The sequence below is a fragment of the Mesorhizobium sp. M0052 genome, assembly GCF_040323255.1.
In the GTDB taxonomy this organism is placed as follows: domain Bacteria; phylum Pseudomonadota; class Alphaproteobacteria; order Rhizobiales; family Rhizobiaceae; genus Mesorhizobium.
Window position 1 is genome coordinate 363,077 of the sequence record NZ_JAMYUS010000001.1, and the last position, 17,641, is coordinate 380,717.

At 63.6% G+C, this 17,641-nt stretch carries 20 protein-coding genes; 9 read left to right on the forward strand and 11 right to left on the reverse strand.

All coding sequences use genetic code 11. The features are described from left to right. Positions 1 to 145: 145 nt before the first annotated feature. The 6 genes from lptC (at position 146) to ptsN (ending at position 5,540) form a co-directional block, all read left to right on the forward strand. Positions 146 to 859 carry an LPS export ABC transporter periplasmic protein LptC gene (lptC, locus tag NKJ77_RS01780; protein ID WP_023669748.1) on the forward strand — a complete coding sequence of 238 codons (714 nt, stop codon included), beginning with the start codon at positions 146 to 148 and terminating at the stop codon, positions 857 to 859. After that, positions 846 to 1,430, forward strand: a complete 585-nt coding sequence (locus NKJ77_RS01785) for an LptA/OstA family protein (protein ID WP_023683069.1) — start codon at positions 846 to 848, stop codon at positions 1,428 to 1,430. The genes lptC and NKJ77_RS01785 overlap by 14 nt, the downstream gene beginning before the upstream one ends. Continuing rightward, entirely contained in the window at positions 1,427 to 2,245 is an 819-nt protein-coding gene (gene lptB, locus NKJ77_RS01790) for an LPS export ABC transporter ATP-binding protein (RefSeq protein WP_023831686.1), read from the forward strand. Before NKJ77_RS01785 ends, lptB begins: the two co-directional genes overlap by 4 nt. Positions 2,246 to 2,458: 213 nt before the next feature. Then, the gene (rpoN, locus tag NKJ77_RS01795; protein WP_023683070.1) at positions 2,459 to 3,985 is read left to right on the forward strand and encodes an RNA polymerase factor sigma-54; all 1,527 of its coding nucleotides are present in this window, start codon (positions 2,459 to 2,461) and stop codon (positions 3,983 to 3,985) included. A 397-nt stretch (positions 3,986 to 4,382) separates the two neighbouring features. Then, complete coding sequence (hpf, locus tag NKJ77_RS01800) at positions 4,383 to 4,967, forward strand: ribosome hibernation-promoting factor, HPF/YfiA family (RefSeq protein WP_023751408.1); 585 nt, start codon at positions 4,383 to 4,385, stop codon at positions 4,965 to 4,967. Between the two features lie 108 nt (positions 4,968 to 5,075). After that, positions 5,076 to 5,540 (forward strand): PTS IIA-like nitrogen regulatory protein PtsN, encoded by a 465-nt coding sequence (gene ptsN, locus NKJ77_RS01805; protein ID WP_023669743.1) that lies wholly within the window; start codon positions 5,076 to 5,078, stop codon positions 5,538 to 5,540. 71 nt (positions 5,541 to 5,611) lie between these two features. Here ptsN and NKJ77_RS01810 read toward each other — a convergent pair whose 3' ends face one another. After that, positions 5,612 to 5,869, reverse strand: coding sequence for a BQ00720 family protein (locus NKJ77_RS01810; RefSeq protein WP_023683072.1), 258 nt, complete (start codon positions 5,867 to 5,869; stop codon positions 5,612 to 5,614). A 64-nt stretch (positions 5,870 to 5,933) separates the two neighbouring features. Next, entirely contained in the window at positions 5,934 to 6,359 is a 426-nt protein-coding gene (locus tag NKJ77_RS01815) for an Hsp20 family protein (protein ID WP_023669741.1), read from the reverse strand. Between the two features lie 144 nt (positions 6,360 to 6,503). Here NKJ77_RS01815 and NKJ77_RS01820 point away from each other — a divergent pair, with 144 nt between their 5' ends. Next, on the forward strand, positions 6,504 to 7,445 hold the full coding sequence (locus tag NKJ77_RS01820; RefSeq protein WP_023698210.1) for a nucleoside hydrolase: 942 nt from the start codon (positions 6,504 to 6,506) through the stop codon (positions 7,443 to 7,445). 209 nt (positions 7,446 to 7,654) lie between these two features. Here NKJ77_RS01820 and NKJ77_RS01825 read toward each other — a convergent pair whose 3' ends face one another. The 5 genes from NKJ77_RS01825 to NKJ77_RS01845 form a co-directional block, all read right to left on the reverse strand. Continuing rightward, the gene (locus NKJ77_RS01825) at positions 7,655 to 7,927 is read right to left on the reverse strand and encodes a hypothetical protein (RefSeq protein ID WP_245266146.1); all 273 of its coding nucleotides are present in this window, start codon (positions 7,925 to 7,927) and stop codon (positions 7,655 to 7,657) included. A gap of 146 nt (positions 7,928 to 8,073) precedes the next feature. Further along, a complete protein-coding gene (locus NKJ77_RS01830; RefSeq protein ID WP_023669737.1) occupies positions 8,074 to 8,688 on the reverse strand; it encodes a LysE family translocator in 615 nt (204 codons plus the stop codon). 98 nt (positions 8,689 to 8,786) lie between these two features. Beyond that, positions 8,787 to 10,247: an amidase gene (locus tag NKJ77_RS01835; RefSeq protein WP_031195527.1), complete on the reverse strand. Its 1,461-nt coding sequence runs from the start codon at positions 10,245 to 10,247 to the stop codon at positions 8,787 to 8,789. Beyond that, positions 10,244 to 11,152, reverse strand: a complete 909-nt coding sequence (locus tag NKJ77_RS01840) for a ribokinase (RefSeq protein WP_023714115.1) — start codon at positions 11,150 to 11,152, stop codon at positions 10,244 to 10,246. Before NKJ77_RS01840 ends, NKJ77_RS01835 begins: the two co-directional genes overlap by 4 nt. 141 nt (positions 11,153 to 11,293) lie before the next feature. After that, positions 11,294 to 12,199: a methylated-DNA--[protein]-cysteine S-methyltransferase gene (locus tag NKJ77_RS01845; protein ID WP_031192912.1), complete on the reverse strand. Its 906-nt coding sequence runs from the start codon at positions 12,197 to 12,199 to the stop codon at positions 11,294 to 11,296. A gap of 115 nt (positions 12,200 to 12,314) precedes the next feature. Between NKJ77_RS01845 and NKJ77_RS01850 the strand changes: the two genes are divergently transcribed. Further along, complete coding sequence (locus NKJ77_RS01850) at positions 12,315 to 13,130, forward strand: class I SAM-dependent methyltransferase (protein ID WP_023831690.1); 816 nt, start codon at positions 12,315 to 12,317, stop codon at positions 13,128 to 13,130. Positions 13,131 to 13,140: 10 nt separating this feature from the next. Here NKJ77_RS01850 and NKJ77_RS01855 read toward each other — a convergent pair whose 3' ends face one another. Then, positions 13,141 to 13,635 (reverse strand): DUF2244 domain-containing protein, encoded by a 495-nt coding sequence (locus tag NKJ77_RS01855; protein WP_023831691.1) that lies wholly within the window; start codon positions 13,633 to 13,635, stop codon positions 13,141 to 13,143. A 22-nt stretch (positions 13,636 to 13,657) separates the two neighbouring features. Between NKJ77_RS01855 and nth the strand changes: the two genes are divergently transcribed. Further along, the gene (gene nth, locus NKJ77_RS01860; RefSeq protein WP_023683078.1) at positions 13,658 to 14,491 is read left to right on the forward strand and encodes an endonuclease III; all 834 of its coding nucleotides are present in this window, start codon (positions 13,658 to 13,660) and stop codon (positions 14,489 to 14,491) included. On the opposite strand, the gene NKJ77_RS01865 is transcribed toward nth, so the two are convergent. The 3 genes from NKJ77_RS01865 to NKJ77_RS01875 form a co-directional block, all read right to left on the reverse strand. Next, the gene (locus NKJ77_RS01865) at positions 14,451 to 15,959 is read right to left on the reverse strand and encodes a tripartite tricarboxylate transporter permease (protein WP_023683079.1); all 1,509 of its coding nucleotides are present in this window, start codon (positions 15,957 to 15,959) and stop codon (positions 14,451 to 14,453) included. The genes nth and NKJ77_RS01865 overlap by 41 nt on opposite strands. Positions 15,960 to 15,968: 9 nt before the next feature. Continuing rightward, positions 15,969 to 16,442 (reverse strand): tripartite tricarboxylate transporter TctB family protein, encoded by a 474-nt coding sequence (locus tag NKJ77_RS01870; RefSeq protein ID WP_023751403.1) that lies wholly within the window; start codon positions 16,440 to 16,442, stop codon positions 15,969 to 15,971. 95 nt (positions 16,443 to 16,537) lie between these two features. Then, the gene (locus tag NKJ77_RS01875) at positions 16,538 to 17,515 is read right to left on the reverse strand and encodes a tripartite tricarboxylate transporter substrate-binding protein (protein WP_023814702.1); all 978 of its coding nucleotides are present in this window, start codon (positions 17,513 to 17,515) and stop codon (positions 16,538 to 16,540) included. Positions 17,516 to 17,641 lie beyond the last annotated feature (126 nt).

Here is a 17,641-nt window from a genome sequence, read left to right on the forward strand (position 1 = left end):
GACGAAATTGTGTCGCCTGAGTTCCGTCTGTAAAACAGCGGCCGTCACATTTTTGCGGTTTTCCTCCGCTTGTGCTTGCTTGCGGGGGCCGGCAACCCACCTATAGCAGGTGTTTTGGCGGACAAGGGTTTATTAGAAGTCAGTCATGCTTGCGCGATCGAACGAACCGACCAATGCCGATGCGGCCTTGGCGCCCACGGCGCCAGCGGGCACGCGCGGCGACGCCTTCGACCGCGCCCAGCGCCACTCGCGCCGCGTGCGCGTGCTTAAGTTTGCCGTGCCGGTGCTTGCCGCCGGGATCGCGGTTGCGTTTCCGGTCTATTCCTATCTGGCGGCGCCGATCAACATTTCGATACAGGCAGACGGCACCGCTTTCGCGGATGGCAAGCTGGTGATGGCCAATCCGAAGCTCAACGGCTTCACCAAGGACAAGCTGCCCTATTCGCTGACGGCCTTGCGCGCCATCCAGGATGTCGGCAAGCAGGACATCATCGAACTCGAAGGCATCCATGCCAAATTGCCGCTGACGGCCGACAATGTGGCGACCGTCGACGCCAAGCGCGGGATCTACAACAGAAACGCCAACACGATGGACATGACCAGCGACGTTACCGTCACCACCACCGACGGCGTCGCTGCCATCTTCAAATCGGTCTTCCTCGATATGGGCAAAGGCTCTATGAAGACAGGTGATGCGGTCGATGTCAGCCGTAACGGCTCGCGGATCACCGCGGGTTCAATGTCGGTCGAAGACAATGGCAAGGTCATCGTTTTCGAGAACAAGGTAAGCGTTCACATCGATCCGGCCACTATGAAGGCGGCAGAGGCAAAGAGCGGAGAAACGAATGCGTCCCAGTAATTCGGCACGGCTTGTCGCCGCAGCTTCGGCCTTGCTGTTGCTGGGTATGGCGCCGTCCTGGGCTCAGTCCAGCGCCAGCAGCCAGTCCGGGCTCAAACTGTCGGGCGACCAGCCGATCCAGATCGAGAGCGACAAACTTGAGGTCCGCCAAGCCGACAGCATGGCGCTGTTCAGCGGCAACGTCACCGTCACGCAAGGGCCAACGCTGCTCAAGGCCGGCAGCATGGAGGTCTACTACGTCAAGGACCCCAACGCCGCCAAAGGTGCTGCCGCCGGCGCTTCGGCGATGACCGGTTCGGCCAATATCGACCATCTGGTGGTCAAGAACAAAGTCTACATCAAGTCGAATGACCAGATCGCCACCGGCGACAACGCCACGTTCGACATGAAGACGCAGGTGCTTGTTCTGTCGGGCAAGGAGGTCGTCTTGTCCCAAGGACCCAACGTCCTCAAGGGCTGCAAGCTCACCGTGCAGATGAAAAGCGGCCTGGCTCAGGTCGATGGCTGCGGCGGGCGCGTCATCATGTCGATGACGCCGCCGCCGAAATCCGAGGCCCCGAAGCCCGAATGACTGGCGTATCTTCGCTGCTGACCCGCCTTCCGGGACGGGCGGCCAGTAAACTTGCTGCACCGGCCACAGTCACCGTCGATTCCGCGAAGTTCAAGGGGACCCTGATCGCCAAGGGTCTGACCAAGAGCTACAAGGGCCGCAAGGTGGTCAGCGGTGTCACCATCGGCGTGCGCGCCGGCGAGGCTGTCGGGCTGCTCGGGCCGAACGGCGCCGGCAAGACCACCTGTTTCTACATGGTCACCGGCTTGGTGCCGGTCGATGAGGGCACGATCGAGATCGACGGTTTCGACGTCACCTCGATGCCGATGTACCGCCGCGCCCGCCTCGGCATCGGCTATTTGCCGCAGGAAGCCTCGATCTTCCGCGGCCTGAATGTCGAGCAGAACATCCGCGCCGTGCTCGAAGTGGTTGAGAAGGACCGCAAGGTGCGCGAGCGCAATCTCGACGAACTGCTCGAGGAATTTCACATCAGCCATCTGCGCAAGTCGCCGTCCATGTCGCTGTCGGGTGGCGAGCGGCGGCGTCTTGAGATCGCCCGCGCTTTGGCGACGCGCCCGGCCTACATGCTGCTCGACGAGCCGTTCGCCGGCATCGACCCGATTGCCGTCGCCGACATCCAGCAGCTGGTTCGTCATCTAACGGCGCGCGGCATCGGCGTGCTGATTACCGACCACAATGTGCGCGAAACGCTCGGCCTCATCGACCGCGCCTACATCATCCATGCCGGCCAGGTGCTGACTCATGGCCGTGCCGACGAGGTGGTGGCGAACTCCGATGTGCGCCGGCTCTACCTCGGCGAAGGTTTCACGCTCTGAGCGTGAAATTTGTTTCCTGACGTGATTTTTGCCGCCCCGCCGGGCTTTTTTCTCCGATTTTGCGTGAGATAATGCTTCGGTAGGGCCTTTTGCCATCGTTCGCCTTGACAAGCAAAAGCCGGGCCAGTTTCTATGGAAGGTCGGAAAAATTCATTTTCCGGCAGCTTCTGATGTGTAGGCTTCCGGGTGCAGAAGGGCGTTTGAAACCGAACCATGGCGTTGGCGGCGAAACTACAGCTACGACAATCCCAGTCGCTGGTGATGACGCCGCAGCTGATGCAGTCGATCAGGCTGTTGCAGCTCACCCATGTCGAGCTCGACCACTTCATCGACGACGAGATCGAGCGCAATCCGCTGCTGGAGCGCGCCGAGCCCCAGGATGACGCCGCAAGCGACCAGGTGCAGAAGGGCGATGCCGCTCCTGAGCCTGCCGCCGATGGCGACTGGTTCGAAAACGAGACGGCGTGGAGCGCCGAAGCGATCTCCGACAAGCTCGACAGCTCGCTGGAAAATCTGTTCCCCGACGATCCCGGCACCAGCGAGCGGCTCGGCCCGGACCTGACGGCGCAGTGGAAGTCGGCCACCGGCAATAGTTCGTCCGGTTCTTCCGAAGGCTTCGATGTCGGCGACATGGCAGCCGCGGCGATCACGCTGCGCCAGCATGTTGGCGAGCAGATCGCGCTTGCCTTTGCCGATCCGGCCGCAAGGCTGATCGCAGCCGAACTGGCCGACGGCCTGGACGAGGCCGGCTATCTGCGCGCCGATCCCGCCGAGATCGCCAAACGGCTCGGCGCCGATCAGGCGATGGTGGCCAATGTGCTGGCAGCCTGCCACACATTCGAGCCGGTCGGCCTGTTTGCGCGCGACCTTGCCGAATGCCTGTCGCTGCAGCTTGCCATGCGCGATCGTCTCGATCCGGCGATGAAGACGCTGATCGGCAACCTAGAACTCCTGGCGCGGCGCGATTTCCAGACGCTGAAGCGGCTTTGCGGGGTCGACGAGGAGGATCTCCTCGACATGCTGGCTGAAATCCGCGCGCTCGACCCGCGCCCGGGCATGGCGTTTTCGGGCGGCGCCAGCGACGCCATCGTCGCCGATGTCGAAGTCCGCGCCGCCAATGACGGTAGCTGGACGGTCGAGCTCAATGCCGAGACGCTGCCGCGCGTGCTTGTCGATCACATCTATTTCGCCCAGGTCTCGCCGCATGCGAAGAATCAGGCGGAGAAGGATTTCCTGGCCGAATGCCTGCAGAATGCCAACTGGCTGACGCGCAGTCTCGACCAGCGGGCAAAGACGATCCTGAAAGTGGCGTCGGAAATCGTGCGCCAGCAGGACGCCTTTCTCGTCCATGGCGTGCGCCAGCTCAGGCCGCTCAACCTGCGCACGGTGGCCGATGCCATCGGCATGCATGAATCGACCGTCAGCCGGGTGACGGCTAACAAATACATGCTGACGCCGCGTGGCGTGTTCGAGCTGCGCTATTTCTTCACGGCTTCGATCGCGGCGTCGGGCGGCGGTGATGCGCATTCCTCGGAAGCGGTGCGCGACCGCATCAAGCAGCTGATCGACGAGGAAAAGCCCGCCGATGTGCTGTCCGATGACGCAATCGTCGATATGTTGAAGGAAAGCGGCGTCGATATTGCCCGGCGCACGGTGGCCAAGTACCGGGAGGGTATGAATATTCCCTCGTCGGTGCAGCGGCGGCGTGAAAAGCGCGCTCTGGCGAGCGCGGGGCGCTAGGTCTGCTTGCCCGGCAAGGCTTTTGCTATGGCTGGATTCCACAACTTTCCGACCTTAAAGCGCATCGCGCTGAAACGGATTCATACGACGCGCTTTAAGTCTTTGTTTTGATGCATGTCGTTGTCCCAGAACCGCAGCGCACTTCTGGGCGACATGCATTAATTGACAAGCTGCAATGAAGTGTCTAGAAGCCCGCCCGCATGAGACGGGCTCGCGGCCCGCATGCGGATGGTCCGTCACGATGAAGGCCACGGGACGGCCAAGAAGGCGGATTGTGATCAACCGGAAAGTTCGGATCTAAAATCGGCGCGAGTTGACGCCGCAAAGCTTGTGCGCACGGATCACGAGTATAAACTCTGGCCAGTTTGAAGCCTGAGCAAGGAAGGTCAGTTTTCAGATGAAATTGCGCATATCGGGTAAACACATGGATATCGGCGATGCGTTGCGTACGCGCATTACCGATCGTGTCGGCGAGGCGATTGGAAAATATTTCGATCGCGGTTTTTCAGGGCACGTCACGGTCATCAAATCGGGGTCGCGTTACTCGGCCGATTGCATGATCAGGCTGGATTCCGGCGCTTCGCTGCAGGCAACCGGCGATTCCCAGGATCCGACACTTGCCTTCGAGGCGGCCGCGGACCGCCTCGAAACCAGGCTGCGGCGCTACAAACGCCGTCTGAAATCGCACAATTCAGGCAATGGAAATGGCGAAATCACCGACATCGCCTATACGGTAATGGCGCCGCTGACCGATGACGATGAGGACATTCCGGAGGACTACGCCCCGGCCATCGTCGCCGAATCAACCATGACGCTGCAGACCATGTCGGTGGCGTCGGCGGTTATCGAACTCGACACCAAGGACAGCCCGGTTTTCGTATTCCGCAACGCCGGAAACGACCACCTCAACATCGTCTATCGGCGGCCGGACGGAAATATCGGCTGGATCGACCCGTCGACGACCAAAGTCGCACAGGCGTGACGACAACGACAATGGTCGCACAGGTGACGGCAATGGTCGCACAGGGATAATAGCCAGCCGCGCGAGGGGCGAGGACTGGCGACGGCAGGCGAATAAGGGATTTCAAATATGGATCTGAGCGATCTTCTCAACGTTCCGGCGATCTTGCCGGCGTTGAAGGCGAACTCCAAAAAGCAGCTTCTGCAGTTGCTGTCCGAGAGAGCGGCGGCGATTTCCGGCATTCCGGAGCGCGAAGTGTTCGACACCATCCTGCAGCGCGAACGGCTGGGCTCCACCGGCGTCGGCAACGGCATCGCCATTCCGCACGGCAAGCTCGCCGGGGTGAAGCGCATCGCCGGCGTCTTTGCCCGGCTGGAGACGCCGGTCGATTTCGAGGCCTTGGATGACCAGCCGGTCGATCTGGTGTTTTTGCTGCTGGCCCCGGAAGGCGCCGGCGCCGATCACCTCAAGGCACTGTCGCGCATCGCCAGGGTTTTGCGCGACGCCGACACGGTGGCCAAGATCAGAGGCACGCGCGACGCGGTCGCCATCCACGCACTGCTTTCGGACACGCAGGCCTCGCACGCCGCCTGAAGTTCTTCGGATTTAAGTCTTCCAGGGGCCGCCGAAGGCGGCCCTCTCCATTTCAACCGCCAGCAGTCGCCTTAGTGAATGGCGACAGTGGTCAGGTCGTTTTCCATGGCGCCGGCCAAAGCCCGGTCTTTCGCATCCGAAAGCAGGATCGGCTGGCCGTTGGCGGCAAACAGGGCCCACAGGACCATACCAGGCGCTATTTCGCCGAGGTTGGGGAAGCGCCCGAGCAGCTCGTCGCTCGAGACCTTGCGGAGATAAGCGACCGAGCCTTCGCCGAGATGGGCGAATTCGCCGCTGGTCATGGTGATGGTTTCGTCAGTTCTGGTCATTTCAAGCCTCCTTGGCGCGAGGACGCCGCTCAAGGCCATCCCGCATGAGAGCCATCGGTAAAGATCAGTCTTTCACCGATATATTTATTTTCCGTACCAGCCGTTCGGTATCCGGCCGATCGAGATCGATCGACAAAAGGCCGTTCTTCAGTTCCGCTGCGATCACCCGCATGCCGTCGGCCAGCACGAAACAGCGCTGGAACTGGCGCGCGGCGATGCCGCGGTGGAGGAATTCGCGCTCGGTGTCGTCGGTTTGACGGCCGCGCACGACCAACTGGTTTTCCTCCGTGGTGACATCGAGATCGCTTTCGGCGAAACCCGCGACAGCCAGCGTAATGCGCAGCCTTTCGGCCTTGCCGTCAGCACCGCTGAGGCGCTCGATGTTGTAGGGAGGATAACTGTCACCGGATTTCGCCAGTCGTTCCAGGGTCTTTTCCATGGCATCGAAACCAAGGAGAAGCGGGCTGGAGAAGGGCGTCATTCGGCTCATGTTACACTGTCCTCTTTGGAGCGACATAAACTGGAAAAACCCGGATGGCATTTTTCCCGATGGTCTTGATATGGTCCGCGCCGCGGCCAAGTTCAAGCCGCCGAACACCCCCGCCAAAAAGACTCCCCCGCATAAGGAAATGAAATGCCCCAGACCCGCAAGATCATCATCGACACGGATCCCGGCCAGGACGATGCCGTCGCCATATTGCTGGCGCTCGGCAGCGCCGAGCTGGAGATCGTCGGCATCTCTGCTGTTGCCGGCAACGTGCCGCTGAAATTGACCGAAAAGAACGCCAGGAAAATCTGCGAACTGGCCGGCCGGCCCGACATCAAGGTCTATGCAGGCGCCATCCGCCCGTTGGCGCGCGAGCTGGTCACCGCCGAGGAAGTGCATGGCAAGACCGGCCTCAACGGCCCGCAACTGCCCGATCCGAAGATGAAGCTGCAGGGCCAGTATGCGGTCGACTTCATCGTCGAGACGCTGATGAAGGAAGAGGCCGGCACGATCACGCTGTGCGCGCTCGGCCCTCTCACCAATGTCGCGCTGGCGCTGATCCGTGAGCCGAAGATCGCGCCGCGCATCAAGGAAATCGTACTGATGGGCGGCGGTTTCTTCGAAGGCGGCAATGTCACGCCGACCGCAGAATTCAACATCTATGTCGATCCGCAAGCCGCCGACCTGGTGTTCAAATCCGGCATTCCGATCGTCATGATGCCGCTCGACGTTACACACAAGGCGCTGACCACGGCCAAGCGCACGCAGGCCATCCGCCAGCTCGGCACCCGGGTCGGCACCGCGACGGCCGAGATGCTGGAGTTCTTCGAGCGCTTCGACGAGGAGAAATACGGCACCGATGGCGGCCCGCTGCACGACCCCTGCGTCATCGCGTATCTGTTGAAGCCGGAGCTGTTCAAGGGCCGCAACTGCAACGTCACCGTCGAAACCACCTCCGAACTCACCATGGGCATGACCGTGATCGACTGGTGGGGCGTGACCAAGCGGCCGAAGAACGCCATGGTGATGCGCGACATCGACCATGACGCCTTTTTCGCGCTGCTGGTGGAGCGGTTGGCTCGGCTTTAGCTCTGTCTTTCCTTTCTCCCCATTGTGGGTTCCGAAGGGACGGGGCGAGACAAGTGGCTCGCCCCCGGGCGGTGTCGCCGAAGGCGACGGATGTGGGGTGTTCCAGGGAACGCCCACGTCTCACTCCGCTGGAACACCCCTCATCCGTCTCGGCGCTATCGCGCCGATCCACCTTCTCCCACAGGGGAGAAGGAAGGCGCCGCCGCCGTTCACTTTGCAAATCGATAGAAGACCATTCCATTCTCGCGCGTGACGCGCTCCAATCTTGCCGGCGCGCCGATCAGATGCGGGAGGTCGTCTTCGACCAGAATGGACGAACCGGTTTCGAGTGCAACCAGATAAAGCGTGCGGCCGTTGTCTGAATGGGTACTTTTGACCGTTGCGTCGATTGGCTCGATGGACCGGATGGGGCTCGCATCATTCGTCCATTTGTAGAGAGCCGAAGGAACCATCACCGCAAACAGGACGACGATCAGGACCACGCCGGGCGCGTCCCTTTTTATGCCAGCGTAAGTCCATGACATCGACGTGAATCCCCCACGCCGATTCATGTGGTGGCGTAAAGGCAGACTTTCAATCAGCCTTTCTATTCCGGCTCATACTGCATCGGGATACCCGTCCACGGTTGTTACTTCGCCTTCGAAAAAGCCAGCCACAGGCCGCCGCCGACCAGAAAGCTGCCGCTGATCCTGGACATCAGCTTGATGCGGCTGGCCGAGAGCAGGCGGCCGGCGCGGCTGGCGGCGAGAGCATAGGTGGAATCCGAGACGGCGGCGAAGATCATGGCGGTGAGGCCCATGACGACGATCTGCAGGGTGTAATTGCCCTGCGGGGCGATGAATTGCGGGAAGAAGGCGCCGAAGAACACCAGGGTCTTGGGGTTGCTCAGCGCCACCAGCAGGCCCTGCAGGAAGAAGCCGCCGCGCGGCTTTCTCGCGGTGCCGTCGGCATTCAGCGCGCCCTTGGAACGGAACATCTGCACCCCCATCCAGATCAGATAGGCGGCGCCGATCAGGCGTACCCATTCGAACCAGTGGCCCATGCCCGATATCAGCGTGTTGAGGCCGATGCCGACAATGGCGATCATCACGGCGAGCCCAGCCTGCGTGCCGGCGACATTGGCAAGGCCGGCGCGGTAGCCATGGCGGATGCTGTTGGCGATGATCAGCGTGACAGTCGGACCGGGCACCAGGATGATGACGATGCAGGCAAGGACATAGGCAGCGTAGAGTTCCAGCGACATGGGGATTTCCTCGAGGATGCGCTTAGGCGGCTGGCTGCAATCAATGCATGGCGGCGGGGGCTGGTGCAAGCCGGTCGCAGACCGTGCCGCCCCTCGCGTCAGGACGCCCCAGCCTGCCAAGGCAAGGTCGCCTCATAGGCCGCTCCGGCCCTGAGCACGGCGAGGTCGCCGCGCGGCCGGCCGATCAGCTGCATGCCCAAGGGGCGGCCTTTGTCGTCGAAGCCGACGGGCACGTTGAGCGCCGGACAGCCGCCGAGCGTGGCGAAGGCCGAAACCTGCATCCAGCGATGGTAGCTGTCCATCGTCCGTCCGGCGACCTCACTTGGCCAATGCGTGCCGACTTCGAAAGGAAACACCTGCGCCGTCGGCAGCGCGATGAGATCGAAGTGCTCGAACAGCGACAGCAGCGTCCGGTGCCAGGAGGTGCGGATGACCGAGGCCGCGCGGATCTGCGGCGCCGTCAGTCGCATGGCGTTCTCCACCTCCCAGACGGCTTCCGGCTTCAGCAGGGCGCGCTTGTGTGGGTCGTCATAATGGACTTTCAGCGCCGAGCCGCTGCTCGCCTGCCGCAGCGTCACGAAGGCTTGCCACAGTGCCTCGAAATCGAAATCCGGCAGCAAGGGCTCGGTCAGGAAGGATGCCTCCGCGAAGCGGCCGAGTGCGGCCTCGCACAGGTCGAGGATGCCAGGCTCTACCGGCAGGTGACCGCCGAGATCACCGAGCCAGCCGACGCGGCCGCCGCTTGCCGGCGTTGCCAGCCCTTCGAGGAACGAACCAGGCTTTTCCCAGGACAAGGGCGCATGCGGATGGTAGCCCGCCTGCACATCGAGCAGCAGCGCCATGTCGCTGATGCTGCGGCCCATCGGTCCGTCTATGCCCATCTGGGCATGAAAGACTTCAAGATCCGGCCCGCCGGGGACAAGGCCCTGCGACGGGCGGAAGCCATAGACATTGTTCCACGCCGCCGGATTGCGCAGCGAGCCGCCGAAATCGCTGCCGTCGGCGACCGGAACCATGTCGAGTGCAAGGGCGACCGCAGCGCCGCCGCTCGACCCGCCTGCGGTGAGCGCCGGATCGAAGGCGTTCAGCGTCGGGCCGAACACGTTGTTGTAGGTGTTGGATCCCAGCCCGAATTCGGGAACATTGGTCTTGCCGATGATGATGGCGCCGGCCTTGCGGATGCGCTCGACGAAGAAATCGTCCTCCTGCGGCACGAAATCGGCAAAGATCGGCGAGCCGAAACTGGTCCTCAAGCCGCGCGTCATGGCGAGGTCTTTTATCGCCATCGGCAGGCCAAACAGCGAGCCGGCCGGCCCGCCTTGCGCTAGATGCGCGTCCGCCGCGTCGGCCTCGCGCAGGATGTCGGAGCGCTCGCGCAACGAGACGATGGCGTTGACCAGCGGGTTTACCGCGTCGATGCGGTCGAGGAATGCGGCGACCAACTCGCGCACGGACAGGCGGCGCAGCCGGATCGCCTCGGCCAGGTCGACAGCGGACATCTGGCAGATGTCGCCGGCGGGGGGCACGGCGTGCTTCGTTGCGGGGCGCAGGGCTGTCATCCGGCGTTGTTGCGCAGGGCGGTGTCGACATCCGCCGCCAGCGGGATGGCCGGCTGGGCGCCGGGCTTCAGGCAGGCGAGCGAGCCGGCGGCTGCGGCGCGGGTGAGAGCCTGCTCCAGCGGCAGGTTGGACGCCAGCCCGGCGGCGAGATAACCGCAAAAAGTATCGCCGGCCCCGACCGTGTCGACCGGCGTGATCTTCAGCGCCGGCACGGTCAGGAAATCCTCCGGGGTCGCCGCCAGCACGCCGTCGCCGCCGAGCGTGACGACGATGGTGCGGCCGGTTTTGCCGGCGAAGTCGCGCATGCGCGCCGGGCGGTCTCGGCCTTTCAGCGACAGCGCCTCGCCGTAAAGGTCGAATTCGGTTTCGTTGGCGACGGCGTAGTCGGCCTTGCCGAGCAACGCTGCCGCCTCGCTACGGAACGGCGCGGTGTTGAGCACGGTGACCGCGGCGGCGGCGCGTGCGGCGTCAAGCGCTGCATCGACAGTCTGCAACGGGATCTCGTGCTGCAGCAGGACGACGTCGCCCTTCGCAAGGAAAGCCTTGGCGAGATCGCCGGGCAGCACCGAATCATTGGCGCCCGGCACGACGGCGATGACATTCTCGCCATCGGCGCCGACGAGGATCAGCGCCGTGCCGGTGGAGGCGAAGCTCTGGCCGACGCCGGAGAGATCGACCTTGCCGGCCACCAGCAAAGCCAGCGCCTCAGTGGCGAAATTGTCCTTGCCGACGGCGCCGACCATGCGCACCTTGGCGCCGGCGCGCGCCGCAGCCAGCGCCTGGTTGGCGCCCTTGCCGCCGGGCGCGGTGGTGAAGCCGGAGCCGCGGACCGTCTCGCCCGGCGAAGGCAGGCGGTCGACATTGGCGATAAGGTCGAGGTTGATCGAGCCGACAACGATGATCAAGAAAGCCTCCTGCGGAATGCGCGGGAAGCTAACCTGTAAGCCGGCGGCTTGCCAGAGCGTGCGGATGTTTTGCGCCGGGAGCTCGCAAAAAGAAAAACACCGGCGAAGGGATTTCGCCGGTGTTGTTTGATGCGGGCAGCTTCAGGACGCGGTCTGGCCCGCTTCCCAACCGAGGATGGCGCGTTTGCGGGTCAGGCCCCAGTGGTAGCCGGTGAGTGCGCCGGACTTGCCCAGCGCCCGATGGCAAGGGACGACGAAGGACAATGGGTTGGCGCCGACCGCCGCCCCCACCGCCCGGCTGGCGTTTGGCGCGCCGATCCTGGAGGCGATCGAAGAATAAGTGCAGGCCTTGCCCATCGGGATCCTGAGCAGCGCGTCCCAGACGCGCAGCTGGAAGTCGGAGCCGATCATCACCACGCGCAGCGGCTGGTCGGCGCGCCACAATGTCGGATCGAAGATGCGCGCCGCATAGGGCTGGGTGGCGCTCATGTCCTCGACATAGGTGGCGTTCGGCCAGCGGCCCGACATGTCGGCGAACGCCGCCCGCTCGCCGCCCGGATCGTTGAAGGCGAGCCCCGCAAGGCCACGGTCGGTGACCATGATCAGGGCGATGCCGAAGGGCGAGATGTGGTAGCCGTAGCGGATGGTCAGGCCAGCGCCGCGCGTCTTGTAGTCGCCCGGCGACATCGCCTCGTGGGTGACGAACAAATCGTGCAGCCGGCCGGGGCCGGACATGCCGAGTTCGAACGATGTTTCGAGGAGCGGCATGCCGGAATCGAGCAGTTTGCGGGCATGGTCGAGGGTGACCGCCTGCAGGAAGGCTTTTGGCGACAGGCCGGCCCAGCGGGTGAACAGCTTTTGCAGGCCCGTGGGTGTCTCGCCGACATCAGCGGCCAAGGCTTCCAGCGAGGGCTGGTCGCGATAGTCGAGGCTGATCTTCTCGATGGCGCGGCGCACGACCTCGTAGTCGCTGCCGTTGGGGGTGATGTCGTGCTGCAGGATCGCTGTCGGTTTCATCTGCGTATTCATGGTCATCTGGGCGTTCATGGCAATATCTCCTTGACCGCGAATATCGGTCTTTCCGCCCCTTGCAACCACCCGAAACTTGCCTTGTTGCCGCCTGTTCCCAGATAAATACTGGATTGCGCCCCGGGAGATGCCAATGGCCGGCGAAAGGGTGAATCTGAGCGGAGCAAGGGAGACCTTGCTGATGACGCTTTATGGCAAGGCACTGGAAAGCCGGCTGCCGCATTCGCTGCTCGGGGATCGCTTCGCCGACGAGGCCGTGCGCAAGATCGACTATGATTTCTCGCGCCTCAAGGTCGACACCAATCTCGGCATCGGCCTGGCGATCCGGGCCAAGACGTATGATGTCCGCGTTCAGGACTTCATCGCCAGAAATCCCGGCGCCATCGTGCTGCATCTCGGCTGCGGGCTCGATACGCGCATTTTCCGTGTCGATCCACCCGAAGGCGTGGAGTGGTTCGATGTCGATTTTCCGGATGTCATCGCGCTCCGGCGCAAGCTTTACCCGTCCCGGGACCACTACCACCTCGTCGGCTCTTCGGTAACCGACCCAGACTGGCTGGCAGAAGTGCCGAGCAATCGTCCGGCCGTCGTGGTGATGGAGGGGTTGACGCCTTATCTCCCGGTAGAGGAGGGGCCACGGCTGCTGTCACGCCTTGTCGCGCATCTTGCCGGCGGCGAGCTGATGTTCGACGCCTACAGCCACTTCGGCCTGAAGATGCTGCGCCTCAATCCGACCATCAGGGCGACGGGCGCCGAGGTTCACTGGGCGATCGACGACCCGCAGGTACTGGAGCGTGCCGTTCCGAAGCTGCGCTTTGTCGACGATATCTCGGCCTACAGCGCCGAACGCACCGCGCACATGGGCTGGTCCGCGAAACTGTTCATCGGACTGTGGAGACACATTCCCGCATTGCGCAAGGTCGGCAGGATTTTACGCTACCGGTTCTAATGCGGCGGCTCTAGCGCGTCCTGGCTTTTGTCAGTGCCCGCGAAAAGGCCACAGCAAAACTCTCGCGGGAGTCTGGGTCCAGGAATGACCCGATCGGCACATTCTGTCCTTGTGCTTCCACCGTCATCCTGGTGATGCCGATCTCGGCATGGCGAGCGACGGAAAAGCGCGCCCAGAACGGGTTGAAGCGATGCGCTTCCGACTTTCCCGAGGGCGCCGTCTTGCGGATGTCGAGGCTGGTGCGCGACACCGACACTTCCTCGCGGGCACGGGCGGCACGATAGTTGGCGCGGAAGGCGATGTAGACGGCGATGACGTCGAGGCCGAAGAAGCCGAACACCGGCCAGGCGCCGCGCGACAGGAAAAACGCCCCGGTCACCACCCAGCCGAACAGCAGCGCGCCCATCAGCACGGCAAAGCCGGTGCGGCCCAGCGAGCGGTGCGGTGTCAGCAGCGCCTGGAAGAATGGCTCGTCGGCCTGAAACGAGGCGTTTGTGTCGCTCATCCCAGGATATTATAGGAGGGAAATGGCCAGCCCCAAGTCCAAAAATCTTTCCCTATCCAAAAGTGAACTGCCGCCCGGGCGGCGCGACGGCTCGAATGCCAAGCCGCGACCGCGGCCGGCGCGGCTCCGTTCGCTCTACAGCGCCGCCGAGGTGCATGAGATCTTCCGGCGGTTTTCGGTGCAGCGGCCCGAGCCGAAGGGCGAGCTCGAGCACGTCAACGCCTTCACGCTGCTGGTGGCCGTGGTGCTGTCGGCGCAGGCGACCGATGCCGGCGTCAACAAGGCGACGCGGGCGTTGTTCAAGGTCGCCGACACACCTGAAAAGATGCTGGCGCTGGGCGGAGCCAGGGTTGGCGAGTACATCCGCACCATCGGACTCTGGCGCAACAAGGCCAAGAATGTCGTGGCGCTCTCGGAGGCGCTGATACGCGATTACGGCGGCGAGGTGCCCAGCGAGCGCGATGAGTTGGTCAAGCTGCCGGGGGTCGGGCGCAAGACCGCCAATGTCGTGCTCAACATGGCGTTCGGCCAGCACACGATGGCGGTCGACACCCATATTTTCCGCATCGGCAACCGCCTCGGCCTGGCGCCAGGCAAGACGCCCGAACAGGTCGAGCAAGGGCTGCTGCGGATCATCCCGGACGAGTATATGCGCCATGCGCATCACTGGCTGATCCTGCATGGCCGCTATGTCTGCAAGGCGCGCAAGCCCGATTGCCCGGCCTGCGTCATCGCCGATCTCTGCAAGGCCGAGGTGAAGACGACAGACGTGCCGGCGCCGCTCGTGGAAATCGCGGCGCCCGGCGTCCCGACAACTAGCTTTCCTCCACGAACACCTCTTCGCGCTTCTTCTTGACCGACGGCAGGAAGACGACGACGAGCACGGCCAGTGCGACGAGCAGCAGGCCGGCGCTGATCGGCCGCGTCACGAAGGTCGAGGGGTCGCCGCGCGACAGGATCATGGCGCGGCGCAGGTTTTCCTCGAGCAGCGGGCCGAGCACGAAGCCGAGCAGCAGGGGTGCGGGTTCGCAGCGCAGCTTGGTCAGGATGTAGCCGAGCAGGCCGAAGAATGCGACCGCGTAGAGATCGAAGGCGTTGGTGTTGACGCTGTAAACGCCGATCGAGCAGAACGCCATGATGATCGGGAAGAGCACATAATAGGGGATCGTCAGCAGCTTCACCCATAGCCCGATCAGCGGCAGGTTCAGCACGATCAGCATCAGATTGCCGATCCACATCGAGGCGATGATGCCCCAGAACAGCGCCGGCTGCTCGATCGCGACATTGGGGCCGGGCACGATGCCCTGGATGATCATGGCGCCGATCATCAGCGCCATGACCGGATTGGCCGGAATGCCCAGCGTCAGCATCGGAATGAAGGAGGTCTGGGCGCCGGCATTGTTGGCCGATTCCGGTCCGGCGACGCCGGCGATGGCGCCCTTGCCGAACTCCTCCGGGTGTTTCGACACGCGCTTTTCGACCGTGTAGGAGGCAAAGGCGGCAAGCACCGCGCCGCCGCCGGGCAGGATGCCGAGCGCCGAACCGATGATCGTGCCGCGCACGATGGGTGCTGCCATCGCCTTGAAGTCGTCGCGGGTCGGCATCAGGCCGGAGACTTTTTTGATCATCACCGAGCGCTCGTGCTCGTTTTCGAGATTGCGCAGGATCTCGGCGACGCCGAAGACGCCGACCGCCACCGCCACGAAGTTCAGCCCGTCGGCATATTCGCGGATGCCGAGCGTGAAGCGCGGCGTGCCGGTGTAGATGTCGGTGCCGACAATGCCGAGCAGCAGGCCGAGCACGACCATCGCCAGCGCCTTGACGATCGAGCCATGGGCGAGAGCGATGGACGAGACGAGGCCGACGATCATCAGCGAAAAATATTCGGCCGCGCCGAATTGCAGGGCTATTGCCGTCAGCGGCGGGGCAAAGACGGCGACCAGGAAGGTCGACACCGTGCCGGCGAAGAACGAGCCGATCGCGGCGATCGCCAGAGCCGCCCCGGCGCGACCGTTCCTGGCCATCTGGTAGCCGTCGATGGCGGTCACGGCCGAGGAGGATTCGCCGGGCATGTTGATGAGAATGGCGGTGGTCGAACCGCCATACTGGGCGCCGTAGTAGATGCCGGCCAGCATGATGAGGGACGAGACCGGGTCGCCGATCTGGAAGGTGATCGGCAGCAGCATGGCGATGGTTGCGGTGGCGCCGATGCCGGGCAGGACGCCGATCAGCGTGCCGAGCAGAACGCCGATGAGGCAAAAACCCAGATTGGCCGGCGTGGTGGCCGTCGAAAAGCCGAGTTCGAGGTTCCTGAGGAGGTCCATCTCAGCGCCTCACAATGCCAGCCATTGGGGCAGCCAGGGGCCGAAGCGCTGGAACGGCAGCCCGAGCGCGTAGCTGAAGACAAGCACCGAAAACAGCGTCAGGCCGGCCGACAGCAGAAGTGCCGTCAGCGGCTTCATGCGGGCGCTGGCAAAAGAGGCGATCAGCGCCGCCAGGAAGATCGACGGGACGAAGCCGAGGCCGCGCACGGTCAGGCCGAAGAAGATCGGCGCCGGCAGGATGAACAGCATGCCGCGCCAGGCGATCGGGCCGATGGGTTCGCCCTCGACGCGCACCGCCTGGACGAGGATGATGGCGCCAAGCACGATCAGCACGATCGCCAGCACCAGCGGGAAATAGCCCGGTCCCATGCGGAAGGCGGTGCCGATTTCGAGGCCGAGCGATTGTATCGCGAAAAAGGCGCCGAAAAAGATGAACAGCGCGGCGCACAGGCCGTTTGTCCTGTCGATGGCGAAAGGTTTCATGGCGGTCCTCCCCTGACCTTGCGACGGGCTGCCGTTGCAAATGTGAAAACGGATGTCAAAGCGAAAACGGGCGCCGGCAGCGCCCCGTTCAAGCCTCAGTCGGCGTATTGGCCGGCGGCTTCGATGATCGGCTTCCAGCGCGTGATCTCGCCTTCCAGCTTGGCCTTCAGCGCTGCCGGCGTCGCGTCGGCCTCGGACGACGGCTTGGTGCCGAGTTCGGCGAAGCGGGCGATGACGTTGGGGTCCTTCAGCGCGACCTGGAGCGATTTCGACAGTCGGCCGGTGATCTCGGCCGGCGTGCCCTTCGGCGCATAGAGGCCGTGCCAGATGCCGACCTGCACCGCGGGCAGGCCGGCTTCGATGGTCGTCGGCACGTCCTTCAGCACGTCGAGGCGCTCCGGCGTGGTGACGGCATAGGCCTTGATCGTGCCGCCCTGGATCTGCTTGGTGGTGTTGGTGGTCTGGTCGCACATAATGTCGACCTGGCCGCCGAGAAGGTCGGTCATGGCCGGACCGGTGCCCTTGTAGGGCACGGTGACCAGCGGCGTGCCGATGGCGCTCATGAACAGCATGCCGCACAGATGCGAGGCAGCGCCGATGCCGGCATTGGCGACGGTGATGGTGTCCTTGTTGGTCTTGGCGTATTCGACCAGCCCTTTCAGGTCGGCCGGCTCCAGATCCTTGCGGGCGACGATGGCCATCGGCACCTCGGTGACGAGGCCGACATACTCGAAGGCGTTCAGCGTGTCGTAGGCGAGTTTTCTGTAGAGGGTCGCGCTGGTCGCCATGCCGATGTGATGGAGGAGCAGCGTGTAGCCATCCGGGTCGGCGTTGGCGACGCGGCCGGCGCCCAGCGTGCCGCCGGCGCCGCCGACATTTTCGACGATGATCTGCTGGCCGAGATCCTTCGACATGGCTTCGGCGACGAGCCGCGTAACCGTGTCGGTCGGACCGCCGGCCGCAAACGGCACGACGACGGTGATGGTGCGCTCGGGATAGGTCTGTGCGCTGGCGGTGAACGAATAAAGCGTGACGGCTGCGGCGGCGGCCAGGGCGGCTACAATTTTCCTCATCGTAATTCTCCTCCCAGGATATCAATCTCCGATCGCTGTGCAGGTCAGGCAGCGAGGGTGCAACAAAGGCAAGCTAACAGATTGTCGCCTGACGCAAACTGCAAAATACAGTCGTGCGCAACCATG